This window comes from Kribbella sp. NPDC056345, from assembly GCF_042262745.1.
In the GTDB taxonomy this organism is placed as follows: domain Bacteria; phylum Actinomycetota; class Actinomycetes; order Propionibacteriales; family Kribbellaceae; genus Kribbella.
Genome location: NZ_JBHJQQ010000001.1, coordinates 305,665 through 324,657, shown reverse-complemented (window position 1 = coordinate 324,657; position 18,993 = coordinate 305,665). Strand labels below are relative to the sequence as shown.

The window sequence follows — 18,993 nt, the reverse complement described above, 5'->3', positions numbered from 1 at the left end:
AATCACTGCCGATGATGACGCGCGGTGCTGGGCCGGTCAAGATCTGTGACGATGAATTGTGTGCTATTCCGTCGGAAGGTGAGTGTCTTCGGCCTTCTCGGTGCCGCTGCCGACGCCGGAGGGGGCAGCGGACTGCGGGTCGCGGGTGGTCAGGTTGCCGATCCGCAGGACCTCGCCGTTCCGGACGTACCAGGTGGTGCCGTCCTCGCCGCGGAGCGTGGTGATCCGCAGGCCGACCGCCGTCACGGTGCCGGTCGCCTTCTCCATGTCGATCAGGTCGCCGACGCCGTACTGGTCCTCGAAGATCATGAAGACACCGGCCAGGAAGTCCTTGACCAGCGTCTGGGCGCCGAAGCCGAGCGCGACGCCGAGGATGCTTCCGGTGGCCAGCACCGGCATGATGTCGAAGCCGAGCTCGGCCAGCAGCATCACCACCAGGACCGCGGTGAGCACGATCGTCACCACGCTGCTCAGCAGCGAAGCGATCGTTTCGGCGCGCTGGGTCCGGCGCTCGGTGGCCAGGTTGTTCTCGACGAAGTCCTGACCGAGCTTCGATTTGGACAGCACGCCGGCGACCGTGCCGTTACCGGTCCGGCGGGCGAACCGGCGGATGGCTTTGTGCAGGATCCAGCGGAGCACGAAGAAACCGATGACCAGCGCCAGGATGCGCGCGGGCACGGTGATGATCTGGTCGGTCACCTCGAGCTTGCCGTCGTTGCCCCACCGGAAGAAGGTTGGGAGCTCCAGCGGACGGGAAAACAGGGGGTGACTGAACGCGGACACAAGGTAGCTGGTCAGAATAGGCATATCGCCGCCCATGTTAGTGACCTCGACCAGGGAGACGAATCGCATGCCCAGCCGCTTGGACGACGAGCTGCTCAGGCTCGTGAGCGCGGGCGTGCTGCGCCAGTACCAGGCCGAGGCGCTGCGCGCGGCCGCCGATGCCGAGGTCGACGCTGCCATCGCGCGGAACCGGCCCGAGCCACCCGCGCCCCCGCCGCCGAAGCGGACGCCGCCCGCCGCTGCCCACTCGAGCGCACTGGTCGAGGTGCTCGGGTACGTCGGTGGTGCGCTCCTGCTCGGTGCCGTGGCGCTGCTCACGCTGGCCAACTGGGGTGAGATGGGCCGGGCGGCCCGGATCAGCACCGGGACTGTCGCCGCGGTCGTGCTGCTCGGGGCGGCCGTCGTGCTGAAGATCTTCGGGCGCCGGGACCAACTCGCCTCGGCGCTGGCCTCGCTGGGCTGTTGTGTGGCCGGTTTCGCCACGTACGTCGCGATCGAGGGGGAGGCCGGCCGGATCGTCGGGGTCGCCATCGCGCTCACGCTGGCCGGCCTCGGCCTGTGGTGGCTGGCCGGATCGTCGTTGCTGGTGGCAACGTTCGGCATCCTGGCCGTCGGGGTGCTGGTGATCACCGCCGACGTGCTCACCCCGGACGACGGATCGGCGTCGAACTCGGCGGGGATCGCCGGGACCGGGTTCATCCTGGTCGCGTTCGTGATGGCCGTGCTCGGACTGTTCCGCGACCAGCCCACTGCCTGGTCGCTGGCCGGTGCGGCGATGTTCAGCTCGTCGATCTGCTGGCTGATCCAGGAGCGCGGCGAGATCATGGCACTGGCGGTCGGAACCGCCGGTCCGGCCGCACTGCTGGTCGCGTACGGGCGGCGGCGCGCATCGGCGTACGCGGTGGTCGGTTGCTCGATCCTGCTGGTCATCTGGCCGACTGCGCTCTACCAGCTCACCGACAATGTCGCAGGGGTGGCGATCGGGCTCGTAGTGGCCAGCGTGGCGCTCCTGTTCGCCGTACTGCTCCTGAGCAAGCGACGACCAGCTAACTGACACGGCGCTGCGTTACACACCAGGGGCCTTGATGCGGCAGACTCGCTGAGGTGACTGCTCCCACTCCGGCCCTTGTCGAGCTAGCGGTTGCCCATGGTGTGGCGACGGAGTACTGGAACTGGCAAGGCGAGCATGTGATCGTCTCCAGCGAGGTTGTCTCCACTGTGCTCGCGGCACTCGGTGTGGACGCGTCCACACCGGAGAAGGCTGCTGAGGCCCTGGACGAACATCAGCTGGCGCGCTGGCGACGGACGTTGCCGGCCACTGTGGTGATGCGCGCGGGCTGGACGCCATGGTTCGCCGTGCACCTGCCGCATGGTTCCACTGCCGAGGTGTGGGTGGACCTGGAGGACGGTGGCCAGCGACGGGACATCCCGCAGCAGGACCACTGGGTCGAGCCGGAGTGGGTCGACGGCGTGCAGATCGGTGAGGCGACGTTCCAGCTCCCGGGAGACCTGCCGCTGGGCTATCACCGGCTGTGCGCGAGGGTCGGCACCAGTCCGGAGATCTCGGTCGGGTCGCTGATCGTCACCCCCAGCAAGCTGGAGCCGGAGAAGCTGAACCGCACCTGGGGCTGGGTGCTGCAGCTGTACTCCGTCCGCTCGCGGCGCTCGTGGGGGATCGGTGACCTGCACGACCTGGCCGACCTGGCCGCTTGGTCCGCCAACGACCTCGGTGCCGGGTTCGTGCTGATCAACCCGCTGCATGCCGCCGAACTGGCCGGCCGGATGGAGCCCTCGCCGTACCTGCCGGCTTCCCGGCGCTTCGGCAACCCGATCTACCTGCGGATCGAGGACATCGACGAGTACGGCGATCTGGCGCCGGCCGAGCGGGACCGGGTCCGGACGCTCAGCCTGCAGGCGCGGGCGCTGAGTGAGGACGCGAATGCTCTGGACCGTGACACGGTCTGGGCCGCCAAACGCGAGGCACTGCAGTTGCTGTTCGGCGTGCGACCCTCGATCGGCCGGATCGCCGAGTACGGCGCGTACTGCGACCGTGAGAACCAGGGGCTGGTCGATTTCGCGACCTGGGCGGCAATCTCCGACGTCCACGGGCCTGAGTGGAGCAAGTGGCCCGAGGAACTGCAGGACCCGACCAGCTCGGCGGTCACTGCGTTCCGGAACGACAATCCGGACGCTGTGGAGTTCCACTGCTGGCTGCAGTGGCAGATGGACGAGCAGCTCGCCCGCACGCAGGCCCGGGCGAAGACGGCCGGCATGTCGCTGGGCGTCGTCCACGACCTGGCAGTCGGCGTACATCCGGATGGTGCGGACGCGTGGGCGCTGCAGCACGTGCTGGCCCAGGGCATCCACGTCGGAGCGCCGCCGGACGCGTTCAACCAGCAGGGCCAGGACTGGTCCCAGCCGCCCTGGCGGCCGAACGCGCTGGCCGAGACCGGGTACGCCGCCTGGCGGGACCTGGTCCGCGCGGTGATGCGCCACGGCGGTGGACTGCGGATCGACCACATCCTCGGCATGTTCCGCCTCTGGTGGGTGACCTCACCGGAGCGACCGACCGAGGGCACCTACGTGCGCTACGACCACGAGGCGCTGATCGGCATCCTCGTCCTGGAGGCCACCCGGGCCGGAGTGACGGTCGTGGGGGAGGACCTCGGCACCGTCGAGCCCTGGGTGCGTGACTACCTCACTGAGCGCGGAGTGCTCGGTACGTCGGTGCTGTGGTTCGAGCGGGATGCAGATGGCAAGCCACTCGCGCCTGAGCGCTGGCGCGAGCTGTGCCTGGCCACCGTCACCACGCACGACCTGCCGCCGACCGCGGGCTACCTGGCCGGCGACCATGTCGAGCTGCGCAACCGGCTGGGCCTGCTGACTCGTCCGGTGGCCGAAGAGCTGGCCGTGGACGAGGCGGATCGGGATGCGTGGCTGGACGCACTGCGCGAGCGCCACCTGCTCCGCTACACCGACGGCGACGTCGAACGCATCGTGGAGGCACTGCACCAGTACGTCGCTCACACTCCGTCGAAGCTGGTCGGTGTCGCACTGACCGACGCGATCGGAGAACGGCGTACGCAGAATCAGCCGGGGACGACAGATGAGTATCCGAACTGGCGGATCCCGCTCGGCGGTCCGGACGGTGAACCGGCTCTCGTCGAGGACCTGCCGAACAATCTGCGGCTCAGACGCTTGATCGGCGCTCTGACAATCTAGCTTTCCGTATTTCACCGGTCACGAGTTGTTGACAATAGATTTGAAGAGTTGTTTTCTATTGGTCAACCACGAAGGCGCCTTCCTTCACTGTCTCACCGCCCCACAGTGCAAGGAGTTACCTCATGCTGCGATCACGCAAAGTCAGCATGGCCGGTGTCGCCATAGGCGCACTGGCCCTGACTTTCACCACCTCCGTGCCGCTGGCCCACGGCCACGGCTGGACCAACTCACCGACCAGCCGGGCCAAGTTCTGCCAGTCCGGCCAGGCGACGAACTGCGGCCAGATCCAGTGGGAGCCGCAGAGTGTCGAAGGCCCGAAAGGCTTCCCCAACGGGGGTCCTGCCGACGGCAAGATCTGCTCGGCCGGTCTGGGACAGTTCGCCCAGCTGGACGATCAGCGCGGTGGCGCCTGGCCGGTCAACAACCTGACCTCCGGTGCGTCGTACACGTTCAGGTGGTATCTGACCGCGCCACATTCGACGACCGATTTCCGGTACTACATCACCAAGAACGGCTGGAACCAGAACGCTCCACTGACCCGCTCGGCGCTCGAACTGACGCCGTTCCTGGTCAGGTCGTACAGCGGCCGCCCACCGAACGACTTCTCCCACACCGGCAACCTGCCGTCGGGTAAGAGCGGCCGGCACATGATTGTCTCGGTCTGGACGATCGCCGACACCGCGAACGCTTTCTACCAGTGTTCGGATGTTCGTTTCTGATTCAGCGCACATTTGGTAACTAACTTTCCCGGGTACTGCACTCCTTGAAATAACCGCCCCTATTTCAAGGAGTGTCCGCCAGCCCCCTGGAGCAGCCGCCGCCGCGGGAGTACTAGGCTGCAGGCGTGATTGCTGAGCTGTCCGGCCACACGGTGTTGGTGTTCGTCGGGATTCCTGTGTTCGTGGCCGCGGTGCTGGCGCTGCTGGTGTTCGCGGGATCGATCGCGAGCGGGCCGCGGTACCGGCCGGGGTTGTCCTGGTGGGCGCCGCCGGTCTGGATCAACGGACCGGTCGCCACCAAGCCCGACCCTGCCAACCTGCCCGAGCTGCCCGCCGCGCCAGGAACCCCCGCGACCGCCGGTGCCGGCGTCGCCCGTACGACCGGAGGCGCAAGTGCCAGTTGGTGACGCGTTCACGCCCGACCAGCTCCACGACATCGAGCGCGCGGTCCGGCACGCCGAGGAGGCGTCCGGCCTGCACTTCTCCGTGTACGTCGGTGGCGCGGACTCCGAGACCCGTCCGTTCGCCGTGGAGCTGCTGAACGAGCTCGAGGACCCGGACCACACGGTGCTCGTGTACGTCGACCCGGCCGGCCGCCGGCTGGAGATCGTCACCGGTGCCGAGGCGAAGCGTCAGTTGTCGGACACCGCTGCCGGGCTGGCCGCGCTGACGATGCAGACGTCGTTCGCCACTGGTGACCTGACCGGCGGTCTGGTGACCGGAGTGCAGCAGCTGGGTACCAACGCGCACCAGGCGCCTCTACTGCACGCCAACGAGCCGCACAAGCAGTGACCCGGGCCCTGCAGCCGCACCGCATCGAGCTGGACGACGTCGTACTGCGTCCGTTCGTAGCCTCCGACGAGGAGGCGGTGGCCGAGGCGCTGCGGGACCCTGACGTACTGCGCTGGACCGCTGGGACTGCGGTGATCCGCACTCCCGCGGACCGGCGGGCGCAGCGCTGGCTGCGGCCACGCCTGGACGCCTGGTCGCGCGGCGATGCCATCTTTGCCGTAGCGGACCGCGCGACCGACTACGTGATCGGCAACGTCGCCTTGCGGGACGTGCACCGGATTCCGGATCAGGCGGTCGCTGCCTACTGGGTCAATCCGGCTGCTCGTGGCCGAGCCCTCGGTGCCCGTGCTCTGGACGCGGCCGCTCGCTGGGCCTTCGCGCCAGACGGTCTAGGGCTGCACCGCATCTCTCTCGACCACTCACTGGTCAACGAGGGGTCCTGCCGGGTTGCCGTGCGTGCAGGGTTCCAGCTGGAAGGCATTATGCGGCACTACTACGTCGAGCCGAGCGGCGAGCGGCATGACTCGCACCTGCACGCCCGCCTGGCGACCGATCACCGGCCTGCGGTCGCCGGTTCGTAGGTCGGGCAGGCAGGGCTGTCGTACGCGCGCTGCGTCTTCGGTGCCATACACAGGTTGAGCATCTGGGCCGACGACGTACCAGGGCCGAGGTAGACGACCCACGTGTCGAGCACCGGCTCGCCTGAGCTGTTGGCGAAGCCGGGGTACTGGCCGTTGACCAGCATGGCCTTCGCGGGGACACCGGCCGCGATGATCTTGGCCGCCGCGCTCTGTGCGAGCTGTCCGGCATCCAGTCCGGTGTCGGACGAGTACTTGTCGAGCACTGCGATCCACTGCCCGCGCTTGAAGCGAGGTGACGTCGGGCCGGTGTCGGGCGGCGCAGACGTCGTCGTCTTGGGCGCCGAACGGCTGGACGGAGGCTTCCGGTCCGCCTTGGAGGCGACCGTTGGATGGGCGCTGGGAGTCGGCGTGGAGGCAGGAGTGTCCGGTACGCCGGCTGCACGGACGGCGTCGTCCGCCGACGGAGTGGGCTCACCTTTGGTCAGGATGAAGGCAGACACAGTGGCGATCGCGGCGGTGGCCACAATGGCGGCACCGACCGCAGCACGCGAGCGCGGTTGCTGTTTCTTCCGGCGATGTGATGTCACGGCACAGGACCCCTCCCCAGGTCTCTCCGCGTGAGCTTAAACCGATCCGGGCCAGAAGTGAGTGCTCTTCACGTGGTGAGAATCTCCTTCTGGGCAACGAGATCGCGGTCTGCACACGACTCCTCACGGTGTGCCGACGAGCAATCGTTTGATGGCTACAGGTCGCGTTCGCGCTACCACTGTCCGGGTCCGCAGGCGATGGCGGCCGGGATGGTGCGTTGAAAGCCTTCCAGACATGAGAAGACGACTTTTCGCCGCCATTGCCGTGACGCTGGCGGCAGCCGCCGTACCGGTCAGTGCCGATGCCGGCCGGTCCACACTGCAACGAGACGCCGACGGAATCGTCGCCACCGGAGTGACCGGCGTACTGGCTCGGGAGACATCGCCGCGGGGCTCGCGGACGGCGGTGAGTGGAGTGCGGGTGCTCGGTGGCAGTGTGCCCCGGGCTGACGGTCGCTTCCGGATCGGGAGCACCAACAAGGTGCTGGTGGGGACGGTGGTGCTGCAACTGGTCGCCGAGGGCCGCATGCGGCTGGACGACTCGGTGGAGCAGTGGCTGCCTGGCCTGGTGCAGGGGAACGGCTACGACGGCCGGAAGATCACCGTCCGGCACCTGCTGCAGCACACTGCCGGCATCAACGACGACAGCTTCCCCAGCATCGACAGCGCTGAGCAGTACTACGAGCGCCGCTACCTCGTGCGCACCGAGGAGGAGATCGTGAAGGCCGGGCTGCGCAACAAGCCGCCGTTCCAGCCGGGCGGAGGGTGGGACTACTCGAACACTGGGTACGACCTGGTGGGCCTGATGATCAAGGCCGTCACCGGACGGACCTGGTACGACGAGGTCGACCGCCGGATCGTCCGGCCGCTGCACCTGCGCGACACGTACTTCCCGCGAACGAATCCGAAGATCAGCGGACCGCATGCGCACGGCTACACGCGGTTCACTGCGGGCGAGTACACCGACACGACCGAGCTGATCGACGCAGACGCCTCAGGTGGCTACATCTCCACGCTCAAGGACCTGGACCGGATCGTCCGGGCCATCTTCGACGGCCGGTTGCTCAAGCCGGCCCAGCTGCGTGAGCTGACCACCACAGTCGCGATGGAAGGTACTGACATCATCTGGCGCGACGCTCGCTACGGCCTGGGGGTCGGCTCGAGAGAGCTGTCCTGCGGTGGGCGAGTCTGGATCCCCAGCGGTGACCAGATCGGCTTCCGGACTCGTACGGCGGTCAGTGCCGACGGGAAGCGCAGTGTGGTGGTCTCGATGTCCACCCAGCTGTACGACTCGAGTGAGGCGATGGTGGCTCAGGAGAACGCGGCCACCAAGCTGATCGACGACGTCATGTGCCGCTAGGAATGCCTTGAGGATCGGGCTGGGGGCGCGTGTCGAGCGCGTCCTCCAGCCAGGCGTCCACATCGACACCACCGCTCAGGATGTGTGTCACGTACGCCGTCCGCTCGTGGCTGAGCACCTCGAGCTCCCACACGCTCGGCGCGACGCCGGTGGGCACCGGGCGCAGGTCGTCCACGTCGACACCGCTGAATCTGCTCAGCCTGGACTGGTAGTCCTTCGTCCAGCTGTGCACGACCAAGTAGGCGCCGTCGTCGCTCAGATGCAGTACCGCGACGGCCAGGCCGACCGAACCCATCGCATCGTCGAAGTCCAGCTGCCGGCTCGCACCAGCCCGCGCGAACTCGACCATCTGGTCGTCCCACTGCCGCCCGCGTGCGGTGATGATGTACGGCTTCACCAGCCGATGGGGGTCCCGCCACGGAAGCAGGGGAGTGACAGGGCGCGGGCGGTACGCCTCAGCGAGTCCAGTCAGCGCGACAGCGGCTGCACCGGCCAGGGCGGGGTCAGAAGCAGGCATCTGCTCTGTTCTACCCCGGCCGGGTGCAGCCTGTCATTCAGCTTGCGTCGCGAACCTGTGCGGCGATCGCGCGGGTCAGGTCGGCCTGGGCCTCCGAGACGTAGCGACGGGTCGGTGCGTCGACAGCCGTCGACTCGGCCGTCAGCCACTCGGTGAGCGCGTCCAGTGTCGGCTGCTCGGCCAGGTTGCGCGGCGACAGGTAGACCAGCACGTTCTCGCCCATGGACGAGCCGAGCCGGGTGTAGACGTCCTTGGCCGCGCTCAGGTACTTGCCGACGTACGGGCGGAGCAGGTCCTCCTGGCCGGGCTGCTGGAAGCCGAGGATGGTCCGGAACTGTGTCTCGTTCGGAGTGTCTCCGGACTCGACTGCGATCCGCCAGGCTTCTTCCTTGGCCTCGGCGGTCGGCCGCGCCGCGCGGGCCTGCGCGGCCCGCTCGCCACCGGTGATGGTGGTGTCGCGGGTCAGCTCGTCCTCGATCTCGTCGGCACCGATCCGGCCCAGCCGGGAAAGTGCGACGATCAGCGTCCAGCGCAGGTCGGTGTCGACGACCAGACCGGCGGGCAGCTCCCGCCCGTCCAGCCAGGCGGCCAGCCGGTCCGCACCGGCCGCGGAGAAGACCGCACTGCTGTAGGCCCGGACGAACGCGAGCTGGTGATCGCTACCGGCCTCGGCCTCGGCGACCAGATCCGCGAGGGCCTCCTCGAACTGGTTCCGCAGGGCGTCCCGCCGCTCCGGAGCGGCGTACAGGTTGATGGCGCTGGTGACCTGCGAGAGCAGCGACCGGACACCCGTCAGGTCGCTCTCGGCCCGGATCCCGCGCAGCACGATCCCGACGTACTGGCTGGCCGGCATCTCGGCGTCCCGGGTCATGTCCCAGGCCGCACCCCAGGCGAGTGCTCTGGGCAGCGACTCGGACAACTGGTCGATGGACTCGACCAGGGTGGCCCGGGAGCGCTCGTCGAGCCGGATCTTCGCGTAGGTGAGGTCGTCGTCGTTCAGCAGCACAAGGTCCGGCTGGGTGGCGCCGCCGAGCTCGGGCAGCTCGGTGCGGGCACCGTCGATGTCCACCTCGAACCGCTCGGTGCGAACCAGGCCCTCGTCGGTCAGCCGGTACAGGCCGACGGCCAGCCGGTGCGGACGCAGTACGGGGTAGTCCTCGACCGCTGTCTGCTCGATCGCGAATGACGTGAACGCGCCGTCGGCGTCGACGGCGAAGTCGGCGCGCAGCGTGTTCACCCCGGCGGTCCGCAGCCAGCGCTCAGTCCAGTCGTCGAGGTCCCGGCCGGAGGCCTTCTCGAGCGGCTTGAGCAGATCGGTCAGCTCGGTGTTGCCGAACGCATGATCGGCGAAGTACTCCTTCAGGGCGGTGATGAAGGTGTCCTCACCGACGAACGCGACCAGCTGCCGCAGGGTGGAGGCACCCTTGGCGTAGGTGATGCCGTCGAAGTTCACCTCGACCGCGTGGAAGTCGACCATGTCGGCCGCGATCGGGTGCGTCGAGGGCAGCTGGTCCTGCCGGTACGCCCAGTTCTTGCGGGCGTTGCAGAACGTCGTCCAGGCACCGGCGTACTTGGTGGTGGCCGTCGCCTGCGCCCAGTGCGAGGCCCACTCGGCGAAGGACTCGTTCAGCCACAGGTCGTCCCACCAGGTCATTGTGACCAGGTCGCCGAACCACATGTGCGCCAGCTCGTGCAGCACGGTGTTGGCGCGGCTCTCGAGCTCGGCGTGCGTGGTGCGGCTGCGGAAGATGTACTCGTCGCGAAGGGTCACGCAGCCCGCGTTCTCCATCGCGCCCATGTTGTACTCCGGCACGAACGCCTGGTCGTACTTGTGGAACGGGTACGGCGTCCCGAAGGCCTCCTCGAACAGCGCGAAGCCCTGCTTGGTCACCTCGAACAGGTCCTCGGTGTCGAGCGAGTCCTTGAGCGACGGACGGCACAGCAGCGACAGCGGGTAGGTGCCGTGCGGACCTTCGTAGGCGTCCGTGACCACGTGGTACGGACCGGCCACGACAGCGGTGATGTACGTCGACATCAGCTCGGTCGGCGGGAACTCCCAGCGGGCCAGCTCCTCGCCGCTCGGACCCGCGTAGGTCGTCGGCTCGGGGGTGGGGGAGTTCGAGATGACGACCCAGCGGGCCGGTGCGGAGACGGTGAAAGTGAAAGGGGCCTTGAGGTTCGGCTGCTCGAAGGTGGTGAACACCCGGCGCGCGTCCGGCACCTCGAACTGGGTGTAGAGGTAGGTCTCCTTGTCGGCCGGGTCGACCGAGCGGTGCAGCCCTTCACCGGTCCGCGAGTACAGGCAGTCCGCGACCACGCGCAGCTCGTTGGCGGCGGCCAGGCCGTCGAGCTGGATGCGGGCGCCGTCGTACACCGTCTCCGGGTCGAGGGAGCTGCCGTTCAGCGTGATCTCACGGACCTTGTCCGCGATCAGATCGGCGAACGTGCTCGCGCCGTGGGTCGCGGTGAAGGTGATCGTGGTCACGGACGGGAAGGTCGGCGCTCCACTCGGGGCGTTGGTCAGATCCAGCTCGATGGCGTAGCTGACATCGCTGACCACACCGGCACGGGTACGCGCCTCATCGCGCGTCAGGTTGGTTCCAGGCATATCGGCATCCTATGCACCTGACGCCTGCGGTGGACGCGGGTTTCCCCGCGACATCCATCGATGGATACCAAGCCGGTACCTCTGGTTCTTCAATTTTGTATGATCGAACACATGACTGCCTCCGCCGAATTCTGGTTCGATCCGGCCTGCCCCTGGGCCTGGATGACGTCCCGCTGGATGCTCGAGGTCGAGCAGGTCCGCGACGTGACGACGACCTGGCACGTGATGAGCCTGGCCGTCCTGAACGAGGAACGTGACGAACACGACGCCAACTGGCACCGCAAACTCGGCTACGTCCGGGTCCTGATCGCCGCCGAGCAGGCGCACGGCAACGAGGTCCTGCTGCCGCTCTACACCGCGCTCGGCCGCCGGATCCACAACGAAGGCCGGGGCACCAAGGATGAGCAGGTCCTGCCCGAGGCCCTCGCCGAGGCCGGTCTGCCGGCGTCACTGCTCGAGGCCTTCGGCGACGGCCGGTACGACGAGGCGCTGCGCAAGTCGCACTTCGCCGGCATGGACCAGGTCGGGATGGATGTCGGTACGCCGGTCATCTCGGTCGCGGGCACCGCGTTCTTCGGGCCGGTCGTGACACCGGCACCGAAGGGCGAGGCGGCCGGCAAGCTGTGGGACGGCGTCCTGCTCGTCGCCGGCACCGACGGATTCTTCGAGATCAAACGCAGCCGCGATCGCGAGCCGATCTTCGACTGACGGGTTTGATCTAATCGCCGGCCGGAAAGATTCGGTCTGTGGTTCAAGGGTTGAACTGAGCCGCCCGTGCCGGTGAAGGTTGCTCACCAACGGGAATTCTTCAAGTGGTGAGTAGGTAGCCCATGACGTTACGTGACGAGCGCACCGAGCTCGATGCCGTCCCCGCCGGTGTGACCGCCGGCATCGCCGTGTTCGACCGCCACACCGGGCGGTTCGTGCAGCAGTCGAACGCCGATCACCGGTTCCGCTCCGCCTCGGTGGTGAAGCTGCTGATCGTCCTGGACCTGCTCTGGGAACGCGGCCCGGCGTACACCGTCGAGGCCGCGGACCGGGCCCGGCTCGAGGTGATGCTGCGCAGTAGCGACGACGACGCAGCCAGTTACTACTGGGATCACAACGGTGGCGCCGCCATCGTCGAGCGGATGGTGCGGCGGCTCGGGCTGACGCACACCGACGGTCCGCCGCCCACGCATCCGGGCTTCTGGGGCTATGTCGCGATCACCGCTGCCGACACGGTCCGGATCTATCGATACATCCTCGACCACGCTCCGGAACCGATCCGGAAGCTGGTGATGGACCTGCTGCACGAGCCGACCCGGTACGGCACCGACGGCTTCGACCAGTTCTTCGGAATCGCCTCGGTATTCGATCCTGATTTCAGCATCAAGCAGGGCTGGTCGGGTTTTCTCGGCTCGAGTGGTTACGGCAGTGACCGTGCCAAGCCGGTGGACACCCTCGACCTCGTCAGCGACGCCCTGCACACCACGGGCACGGTCGGGAAGGACGACCGGTGCATCGTGTCGGTGTACACACTGCATCCGCGGGGGACGCAGTACGGGAAGGCGTACACCGATGTGACCCGGTTGACCCGGTCGCTGATCGTTCCGGGCGGGGTGCGGACCAGTGGGAGCTGGCTGGAGACCACCGGTGAGGGTGTGCGGGTCCGGACGGCCCCGAACACCTCCTGCGGGATCCTGGGCATGCTGCCGGCCGGGGTCGAGGTGCTGGTCAGTGGCCAGAAGCAGGGCGAGCTCATCGACGCACCACCGCGATCCAGCGATTGGTGGGCCTATCTGCCCAAATACGGCGGTTACGTGACCACCGTGTACGTCGGGTCGGGTGCACCCAAGCTGCCGGGCGTTCCGGTGTATCAGTAGATTGCAGGCCATGCGAGTGCACATCGGCTCTGACCATGCCGGCTTCGAGCTCAAGAATCACCTGGTCCAGCACCTCATTGCTGCTGGCCACGACGTCGTCGACCACGGTCCCGCCGTGTACGACGCGGTGGACGACTACCCGCCGTACTGTCTGCGGGCCGGCGCCGGCGTGGTGGCGGACCCGGGCAGCCTGGGAGTCGTGATCGGCGGCTCCGGCAACGGGGAGCAGATCGCTGCGAACAAGGTGAAGGGTGTCCGGGCCGTGCTGGCCTGGAGCACCGACACCGCCAAGCTGGGGCGCGAGCACAACAACGCCAACGTCGTCAGTGTCGGGGCGCGGATGCACTCGACCGAGGAGGCGACCGGGTTCGTGGAGACGTTCCTGGCCACCGACTACTCCGGCGAGGAGCGGCACACCCGCCGGATCGACATGCTCAGTGCCTACGAAGAGACTGGCGAGCTCCCGCCGCTCTCCTGATCCTGATCCTCCGGAGGCTGGACCCCGCGGCGTTTGAACGGCTCCCGTGGCCGGGAGACGTCGCGGGCCCGCATCGACCGGCCGATGCCCACCACAGCCGGTGTGGACGGTCCGGACCGCCCCTTCGGCGTACCACCTGCAATCCCCATAAGAGGAATCATGCCTGAAGGCCACACTCTGCATCGGCTGGCGAACGACGTCTGGGACGCATTCGGCGGCCGGCCGGTCCGGGCGACCAGTCCGCAGGGCCGGTTCGCCGACGGCGCCGCACGGCTCGACGGGCAGGTGCTGCGGCACACGGAGGCCCACGGCAAGCACTTCCTCGCCGACTTCGACGGGGCCGGCTGGCTGCACATCCACCTCGGCCTGATCGGCAAGGTCGACTTCGGTGCGGCGCCCGTGCCCGAACCGGTCGGCCAGGTCCGCCTGCGGCTTCAGAACGAGACGTCGTACGCCGATCTGCGCGGTGCGACCGTTTGTGAGCTGCTGACCGATGGCGAACGCGAGGTGCTGATCGGACGGCTCGGTCCGGACCCGCTGCGCGACGACGCCGACCCGGAGCTCGCGTGGAAGCGGATCCATCGCAGTAAGCAGCCGATCGGGCAGTTGCTGATGGACCAGGAGGTGTTGAGTGGCGTCGGCAACGTCTATCGCGCCGAAGTGCTGTTCCGCGCCAAGCTGCATCCGCTGACGCGCGGCCAGGTGGTGAAGAAGCGTGAGTGGCAAGGCATGTGGGACGACCTGCTCGAGCTGATGAAGTACGGCGTCGAGACCGGCCGCATCGACACTGTTGCCGACGACCACACACCCGAGGCGATGGGCCGCGACCCCCGGCAGGACGACCACGGTGGCGAGGTCTACGTCTACCGCCGGCAGGGCCAGCACTGCCATGTCTGTCACTCGGTGATCCGGACCGAGATCCTGGCCCAGCGCAACCTCTTCTGGTGCCCCAAGTGCCAACGCACCGGCCTCACCCGGAAGTAAGTCTGAACAGTTATCAAGCTTTTTGATGCGCGGACCGAGGAGTGCCGTTATCTTCTTCACACCATGATCAAGAGTGGCGGACGCGCTGTCGTACGACGAGTCGGCCGCTTGGTCGTCGCGCTGGTCAGACGTGCCCGTCGGTTGCACCCGCTGGCGGCCGTCGCGTTGCTGTCGTTGACGATGCTGATCGCCGCGGCCAGCGCGGCCTGGCCGACGTATGTTCCGCTCTCCGGGGTCGTCATTCCCTTGTTGCTGGGTGGATTGATCCTGGGCTTCCGGCAACTGGTGGTCCTCACCCTGCTGACGATGGCGATCGCATCGTTCGTGCTGGTCTCCCGGGAGGCGCCGACTCCGACGACCGGCTTCGCACTGGTGCTCGGGGCCATCGGCTGGATCGTCATCGCAGGCGCGAAGGTCCGCAACCAACTCGGTGTCCCGGGCACCCGCGGTGAGTCGATGCTGATGGAGCTGCGCGACACCCTCACCGCCCAGGGTGAGCTGCCGCCGCTGCCGGGTGGATGGCGGGCCGAGGTGGCGATCCGCTCGGCCGGCAAGTCGAAGTTCTCCGGGGACTTCGTGGTGTCGACCGAACGCGACAACGTCCTCGAGGTCGCACTTGTCGATGTCTCGGGCAAGGGAGTCGATGCGGGGACCAGGGCGCTGCTGCTGTCCGGTGCCTTCGGTGGACTGCTCGGCGTCGTACCGGTCGAAGACTTCCTCCCGGCCGCCAACCGGTATCTGCGGCGGCAGAACTGGGAGGACGACTTCGCGACCGTCGTCCATGTCGCGGTCGAGCTGGGCACGGGGGCGTTCTGTGTCCGGACTGCCGGGCATCCGCCGGCGATCCAGTTCGACGCGTGGTCCGGGCGGTGGGGGACGCGGGACGCGGACGGGCCGCTGCTCGGGCTGATGGAAGCACCCGAGTTCGCGCCGAACCACGGCGTACTGAAGCCGGGCGACGCGCTGTTCCTGTACAGCGACGGTATGGTCGAGACGCCGCGCCGCGACATCGGGCGCGGTACCGACCGGCTGGCCGGACACGCGGAACGCCTGGTGGCACAGGGATTCCAGGGCGGCGCGGCCGAGCTGGTCGCCGCGGCCGGGGGACCGGGTGACGACTCGGCGATCGTGATCATCCACCGGCTCGCACATTCCTGAGCGGCCGATGGCGTAGCCTGCTGCGTCGTGATGGATGCTGCTGATCGGAGTGCGCCGGACGTCTCGTTCGCCGAGCTGGTCGCCTCGATGCCGGACGAGCTGCGCGCGGTCTTCCCGCCGACCAAGTGGCAGCTCGAGAAGCTGTGGGCGCTCGACCTCAAGGTCGAGCCGATCGAGGTCGCGGACCTGGTCTGGATGTTCGAGCTGCCGTTGTGGCAGCTCGACGGCGAACGCTTCAAGGTCACGCCGCACCAGGTCGCCGAGACGCCGATGAACTACCGCCCGCACTACCAGCGGGTGATGGACGCCGACCTGGACTTCCCGATCAACCTGGTCGCGTACCGCGGCCGGCTGGTCGTGCTGGACGGCGTGCACCGGTTGCTCAAGGCGCACTTCCTGCGCCGGCGCTGGATCGAGGGGACGATCGCCACGGCCACGCAACTACAGTCGTGTGCACCCTGACGCCGTACTGTGATTGTGGATGTTGATGCGTCACCATTAAGATGGGTGACATGACCACCAACGACGAATACGCCCCGAGCACCTCCGACTGGGTCCGCGAGCAGGTGGACAAGGTCACCGAGGCCGGCACTACCGAAGCCGTCGACATCATGGGCCTCAAGGTCGTGCTGCTGACGATGCGCGGTGCGAAGTCCGGCAAGCTCCGCAAGGTCCCGGTGATGCGGGTCGAGCGCGACGGTGTGTACGTCGCGGTCGCGTCGCTCGGCGGCGCCCCGAAGAACCCGGTCTGGTACTACAACCTGAAGGCCGACCCGAACGTCACCCTGCAGGACGGCGAGGTGACCAAGCAGTACGTCGCCCGCGAGATCGACGGCGCCGAGTACGACGAGTGGTGGCCGATCGCGGTCGCCGCCTACCCGCCGTACGAGGAGTACAAGGCCAAGACCACCCGGAAGATGCCGTTCTTCGTGCTGGAGCCGGCCGAGTAGTTGCTGGGCGTGCGCACACCCGATCCGGCGTGTGCGCACATCCGGTGACAAGGTCAGGACCTGCTCTGTGAGACGCTGGCGGCGGCGCGTTGCGCCGAAGTCTGGGCCGTTTGAGTTCTGGGAGTCGTCCTGACCACACACGACGCGGTGCGGGAGCCGTTCGTCGGGTCGACGCGGTTGCGTCTGGCCGGATTCGCGCTGCACGCCTATACCGCGAGCGGAACCGTGCTCGCGCTGCTGATCGTCATCGCCGCCATCGACGGCGACGCCGTCCGCGCCCTCTGGCTCGGGCTGGCCGCACTGATCATCGACGGGACCGACGGGATGCTCGCCCGCAAGTTGCGGGTCAAGGAGACGATCCCGTGGTTCGACGGGGCGATGCTCGACAACATCGTCGACTACCTGACGTACGCGTTCGCGCCGATCGTGCTGCTCTGGTCCGGCAACTACCTGCCGGCCGGCGGCTGGGGAGCGGTGCTCGCCGCGCTGCCGCTGCTTGCCTCGAGCTACCAGTTCTGCCGGGTCGACGCGAAGACCGACGACCACTTCTTCCTCGGCTTCCCCAGCTACTGGAACGTGGTCGCGTTCTACGTGGTGGTGCTCGGCCTCAGCCCGGTCACCACCGGTCTGATCCTGGTGATCTGCTCGATCCTGGTCTTCGTTCCGGTCAAGTACGTCTACCCGTCGCGGACCAAGACCTTCCGGTCGATGAACCTGCTCACGACTGCGATCTGGCTCGCGTCGTACGCCGTCCTGCTGGCGCAGATGCCGAACCCGAACGCGATCGTGGTCGCGATCTCGCTCGCCTACCTGCTGTACTACGGGGCGCTCAGTCTGTATCTGACGTTCTGGGTGCCGCGCCGCAAGGTCGCCTGACTTGACCCTCGCACTCGGTCTCGGTTCGGCCCTGGCTGCCGCTGTCCTGTTCGGTATCGCGTCGATCCTGCAGGCGGTCGGCTCCCGCAAGGTACCGACGCAGTCCGAGTTCGATCCGCGGCGGTTCGCCGGTTTCGTCGTCGCGTTGCTCCGGCAGCCCGCGTTCCTTGGTGCGCTGGCGTTGCAACTGGCCGGCTTCGGCCTGCACTTCGTCGCGTTGCGCCTGCTGCCGCTCTACCTTGCCCAGGCTGGGATCGCGGTCAGCCTGGTCGTCACCGCGTTGCTCGCCACCCGGCTGATGTCGGACCAGTTGAGCGTCATCGAGTGGTCTGCGGTGATCGCGGTCGTGGTCGGTCTCGGCCTGCTGGCGGTGTCCGCCGGTGATGCGGGTCCGAACGTTCAGCACCACGGGCTCACGATCGGAGTGATCGTCGGCCTTCTGGTCGTCGCCGTTCTCGGTGCGCTGGCCAGCCGCTCTCAGCACGGCATCTCGACGGCTTTGCTGGGCATGCTTTCGGGTCTCGGGTACGCCGGTGTCGCGATCTCGGCCCGTCTGCTGCAGGACGGTTCGATCGGCGAACTGCTCCGCAGCCCCACGGCGTACACGCTTCCGTTGAGTGGTGCGCTGGCCTTCGTTCTCTACTCGCTCGCCCTCCAGCGTGGCTCGGTCACGCTTGCCACCACCCCGATGATCGCGTTGCAGACCATCACCCCGGCCGTCGTCGGCGTCGTCGTACTGTCCGACGCTGTTCGTGCCGGCTGGTGGCCGCTGGCGATCGTCGGCTTCCTGCTGTCGGCCGCGGGTTCTGTCGTACTGGTGCGCTTCGAATCCGTGAAATAAGGGTGTGACCGGGGTCACATTTTTGTGATGTCGTGTTCGGAGGACCCCGGTCGACGCTGTGATGTCAGCAGCAAACATCCTGAAGGAGAAAGTCAGATGCGCACTCTCATCACCACCGCGTTCGTTTCGCTCGACGGCGTCATCGAGGCACCGGGCGGGGAGCCGGGCTACCGGAACTCCGGCTGGACGTTCAAGGACATCGCGGTGGACAAGGCGTCGTACGACCTGAAGGGTCAGGAGCAGGACGAGGCGACCGCGATGCTGATCGGGCGCGTGAGCTACGAGGCGTTCGCTCCGGTGTGGCCGTCGATCACCGAGTTCCCGCAGTACAACGCGATGCCGAAGTACGTCGTCTCGACGACACTGCAGGAGTCCGACCTGGTCACCAACTGGGGTGACATCACGATCCTGCGGTCGCTCGACGACGTCGCCGCGCTGAAGGAGACCGAGGGCGGCCCGATCAGCATCCACGGCAGCGCCACCCTGAACCGCAACCTGGCCGACGCCGGTCTGATCGACCGCTACAGCCTGCTCGTCTTCCCGGTCCTGCTCGGCGCCGGCAAGCGCCTGTTCAGCGACGCCGACAAGGACAAGCAGAGCCTGCGGCTCGTCGACAACGCGTCGTACTCGAACGGCATCCAGAAGCTCGTGTACGACGTCGTCCGCTGATTG

General features: G+C 67.6%; 21 protein-coding genes. 17 read left to right on the top strand and 4 right to left on the bottom strand.

Annotated elements, in window-relative coordinates; genetic code table 11:
* Positions 1 to 63: 63 nt before the first annotated feature.
* The gene (locus ACFCV3_RS01570; protein ID WP_376025098.1) at positions 64 to 807 is read right to left on the bottom strand and encodes a mechanosensitive ion channel family protein; all 744 of its coding nucleotides are present in this window, start codon (positions 805 to 807) and stop codon (positions 64 to 66) included.
* Positions 808 to 850: 43 nt separating this feature from the next.
* Here ACFCV3_RS01570 and ACFCV3_RS01565 point away from each other — a divergent pair, with 43 nt between their 5' ends.
* The 6 genes from ACFCV3_RS01565 (at position 851) to ACFCV3_RS01540 (ending at position 6,097) form a co-directional block, all read left to right on the top strand.
* Complete coding sequence (locus ACFCV3_RS01565) at positions 851 to 1,837, top strand: hypothetical protein (protein ID WP_376025097.1); 987 nt, start codon at positions 851 to 853, stop codon at positions 1,835 to 1,837.
* Positions 1,838 to 1,887: 50 nt separating this feature from the next.
* Positions 1,888 to 4,005, top strand: coding sequence for a 4-alpha-glucanotransferase (gene malQ / locus ACFCV3_RS01560; RefSeq protein ID WP_376025095.1), 2,118 nt, complete (start codon positions 1,888 to 1,890; stop codon positions 4,003 to 4,005).
* A 122-nt stretch (positions 4,006 to 4,127) separates the two neighbouring features.
* Complete coding sequence (locus ACFCV3_RS01555; RefSeq protein WP_376025093.1) at positions 4,128 to 4,724, top strand: lytic polysaccharide monooxygenase; 597 nt, start codon at positions 4,128 to 4,130, stop codon at positions 4,722 to 4,724.
* Between the two features lie 125 nt (positions 4,725 to 4,849).
* Positions 4,850 to 5,131 (top strand): hypothetical protein, encoded by a 282-nt coding sequence (locus ACFCV3_RS01550; protein ID WP_376025091.1) that lies wholly within the window; start codon positions 4,850 to 4,852, stop codon positions 5,129 to 5,131.
* Complete coding sequence (locus ACFCV3_RS01545; RefSeq protein WP_376025090.1) at positions 5,118 to 5,516, top strand: DUF5130 family protein; 399 nt, start codon at positions 5,118 to 5,120, stop codon at positions 5,514 to 5,516. Before ACFCV3_RS01550 ends, ACFCV3_RS01545 begins: the two co-directional genes overlap by 14 nt.
* Positions 5,513 to 6,097 carry a GNAT family N-acetyltransferase gene (locus ACFCV3_RS01540; protein WP_376025088.1) on the top strand — a complete coding sequence of 195 codons (585 nt, stop codon included), beginning with the start codon at positions 5,513 to 5,515 and terminating at the stop codon, positions 6,095 to 6,097. The genes ACFCV3_RS01545 and ACFCV3_RS01540 overlap by 4 nt, the downstream gene beginning before the upstream one ends.
* Here the strand turns inward: ACFCV3_RS01540 and ACFCV3_RS01535 are convergent.
* The gene (locus ACFCV3_RS01535) at positions 6,070 to 6,684 is read right to left on the bottom strand and encodes a hypothetical protein (protein ID WP_376025087.1); all 615 of its coding nucleotides are present in this window, start codon (positions 6,682 to 6,684) and stop codon (positions 6,070 to 6,072) included. The two genes, ACFCV3_RS01540 and ACFCV3_RS01535, sit on opposite strands and share 28 nt — an antisense overlap.
* 235 nt (positions 6,685 to 6,919) lie before the next feature.
* On the opposite strand from ACFCV3_RS01535, the gene ACFCV3_RS01530 reads away from it, so the two are divergent.
* A complete protein-coding gene (locus tag ACFCV3_RS01530; protein ID WP_376025085.1) occupies positions 6,920 to 8,044 on the top strand; it encodes a serine hydrolase domain-containing protein in 1,125 nt (374 codons plus the stop codon).
* On the opposite strand, the gene ACFCV3_RS01525 is transcribed toward ACFCV3_RS01530, so the two are convergent.
* Both ACFCV3_RS01525 and pepN read right to left on the bottom strand, forming a co-directional pair.
* Positions 8,031 to 8,561 (bottom strand): hypothetical protein, encoded by a 531-nt coding sequence (locus tag ACFCV3_RS01525; protein WP_376025084.1) that lies wholly within the window; start codon positions 8,559 to 8,561, stop codon positions 8,031 to 8,033. The two genes, ACFCV3_RS01530 and ACFCV3_RS01525, sit on opposite strands and share 14 nt — an antisense overlap.
* 37 nt (positions 8,562 to 8,598) lie before the next feature.
* Positions 8,599 to 11,169 carry an aminopeptidase N gene (pepN, locus tag ACFCV3_RS01520; protein ID WP_376025082.1) on the bottom strand — a complete coding sequence of 857 codons (2,571 nt, stop codon included), beginning with the start codon at positions 11,167 to 11,169 and terminating at the stop codon, positions 8,599 to 8,601.
* A 111-nt stretch (positions 11,170 to 11,280) separates the two neighbouring features.
* On the opposite strand from pepN, the gene ACFCV3_RS01515 reads away from it, so the two are divergent.
* From ACFCV3_RS01515 to ACFCV3_RS01470, 10 genes are all read left to right on the top strand, one after another.
* A complete protein-coding gene (locus ACFCV3_RS01515) occupies positions 11,281 to 11,877 on the top strand; it encodes a DsbA family protein (protein WP_376025080.1) in 597 nt (198 codons plus the stop codon).
* Between the two features lie 122 nt (positions 11,878 to 11,999).
* Positions 12,000 to 13,034 (top strand): hypothetical protein, encoded by a 1,035-nt coding sequence (locus ACFCV3_RS01510; RefSeq protein WP_376025078.1) that lies wholly within the window; start codon positions 12,000 to 12,002, stop codon positions 13,032 to 13,034.
* A 10-nt stretch (positions 13,035 to 13,044) separates the two neighbouring features.
* Entirely contained in the window at positions 13,045 to 13,512 is a 468-nt protein-coding gene (locus tag ACFCV3_RS01505) for a ribose-5-phosphate isomerase (RefSeq protein ID WP_376025076.1), read from the top strand.
* 159 nt (positions 13,513 to 13,671) lie between these two features.
* Complete coding sequence (locus ACFCV3_RS01500) at positions 13,672 to 14,496, top strand: Fpg/Nei family DNA glycosylase (protein WP_376025074.1); 825 nt, start codon at positions 13,672 to 13,674, stop codon at positions 14,494 to 14,496.
* A gap of 63 nt (positions 14,497 to 14,559) precedes the next feature.
* Entirely contained in the window at positions 14,560 to 15,654 is a 1,095-nt protein-coding gene (locus ACFCV3_RS01495; RefSeq protein WP_376025073.1) for a PP2C family protein-serine/threonine phosphatase, read from the top strand.
* 30 nt (positions 15,655 to 15,684) lie between these two features.
* The gene (locus ACFCV3_RS01490; protein ID WP_376026434.1) at positions 15,685 to 16,116 is read left to right on the top strand and encodes a hypothetical protein; all 432 of its coding nucleotides are present in this window, start codon (positions 15,685 to 15,687) and stop codon (positions 16,114 to 16,116) included.
* Positions 16,117 to 16,166: 50 nt separating this feature from the next.
* Positions 16,167 to 16,604 carry a nitroreductase family deazaflavin-dependent oxidoreductase gene (locus tag ACFCV3_RS01485; protein WP_376025071.1) on the top strand — a complete coding sequence of 146 codons (438 nt, stop codon included), beginning with the start codon at positions 16,167 to 16,169 and terminating at the stop codon, positions 16,602 to 16,604.
* A gap of 147 nt (positions 16,605 to 16,751) precedes the next feature.
* The gene (locus tag ACFCV3_RS01480) at positions 16,752 to 17,480 is read left to right on the top strand and encodes a CDP-alcohol phosphatidyltransferase family protein (RefSeq protein WP_376025069.1); all 729 of its coding nucleotides are present in this window, start codon (positions 16,752 to 16,754) and stop codon (positions 17,478 to 17,480) included.
* A 1-nt stretch (position 17,481) separates the two neighbouring features.
* The gene (locus tag ACFCV3_RS01475; protein ID WP_376025067.1) at positions 17,482 to 18,321 is read left to right on the top strand and encodes a hypothetical protein; all 840 of its coding nucleotides are present in this window, start codon (positions 17,482 to 17,484) and stop codon (positions 18,319 to 18,321) included.
* A gap of 96 nt (positions 18,322 to 18,417) precedes the next feature.
* The gene (locus ACFCV3_RS01470; RefSeq protein ID WP_376025065.1) at positions 18,418 to 18,990 is read left to right on the top strand and encodes a dihydrofolate reductase family protein; all 573 of its coding nucleotides are present in this window, start codon (positions 18,418 to 18,420) and stop codon (positions 18,988 to 18,990) included.
* Positions 18,991 to 18,993: the final 3 nt, after the last annotated feature.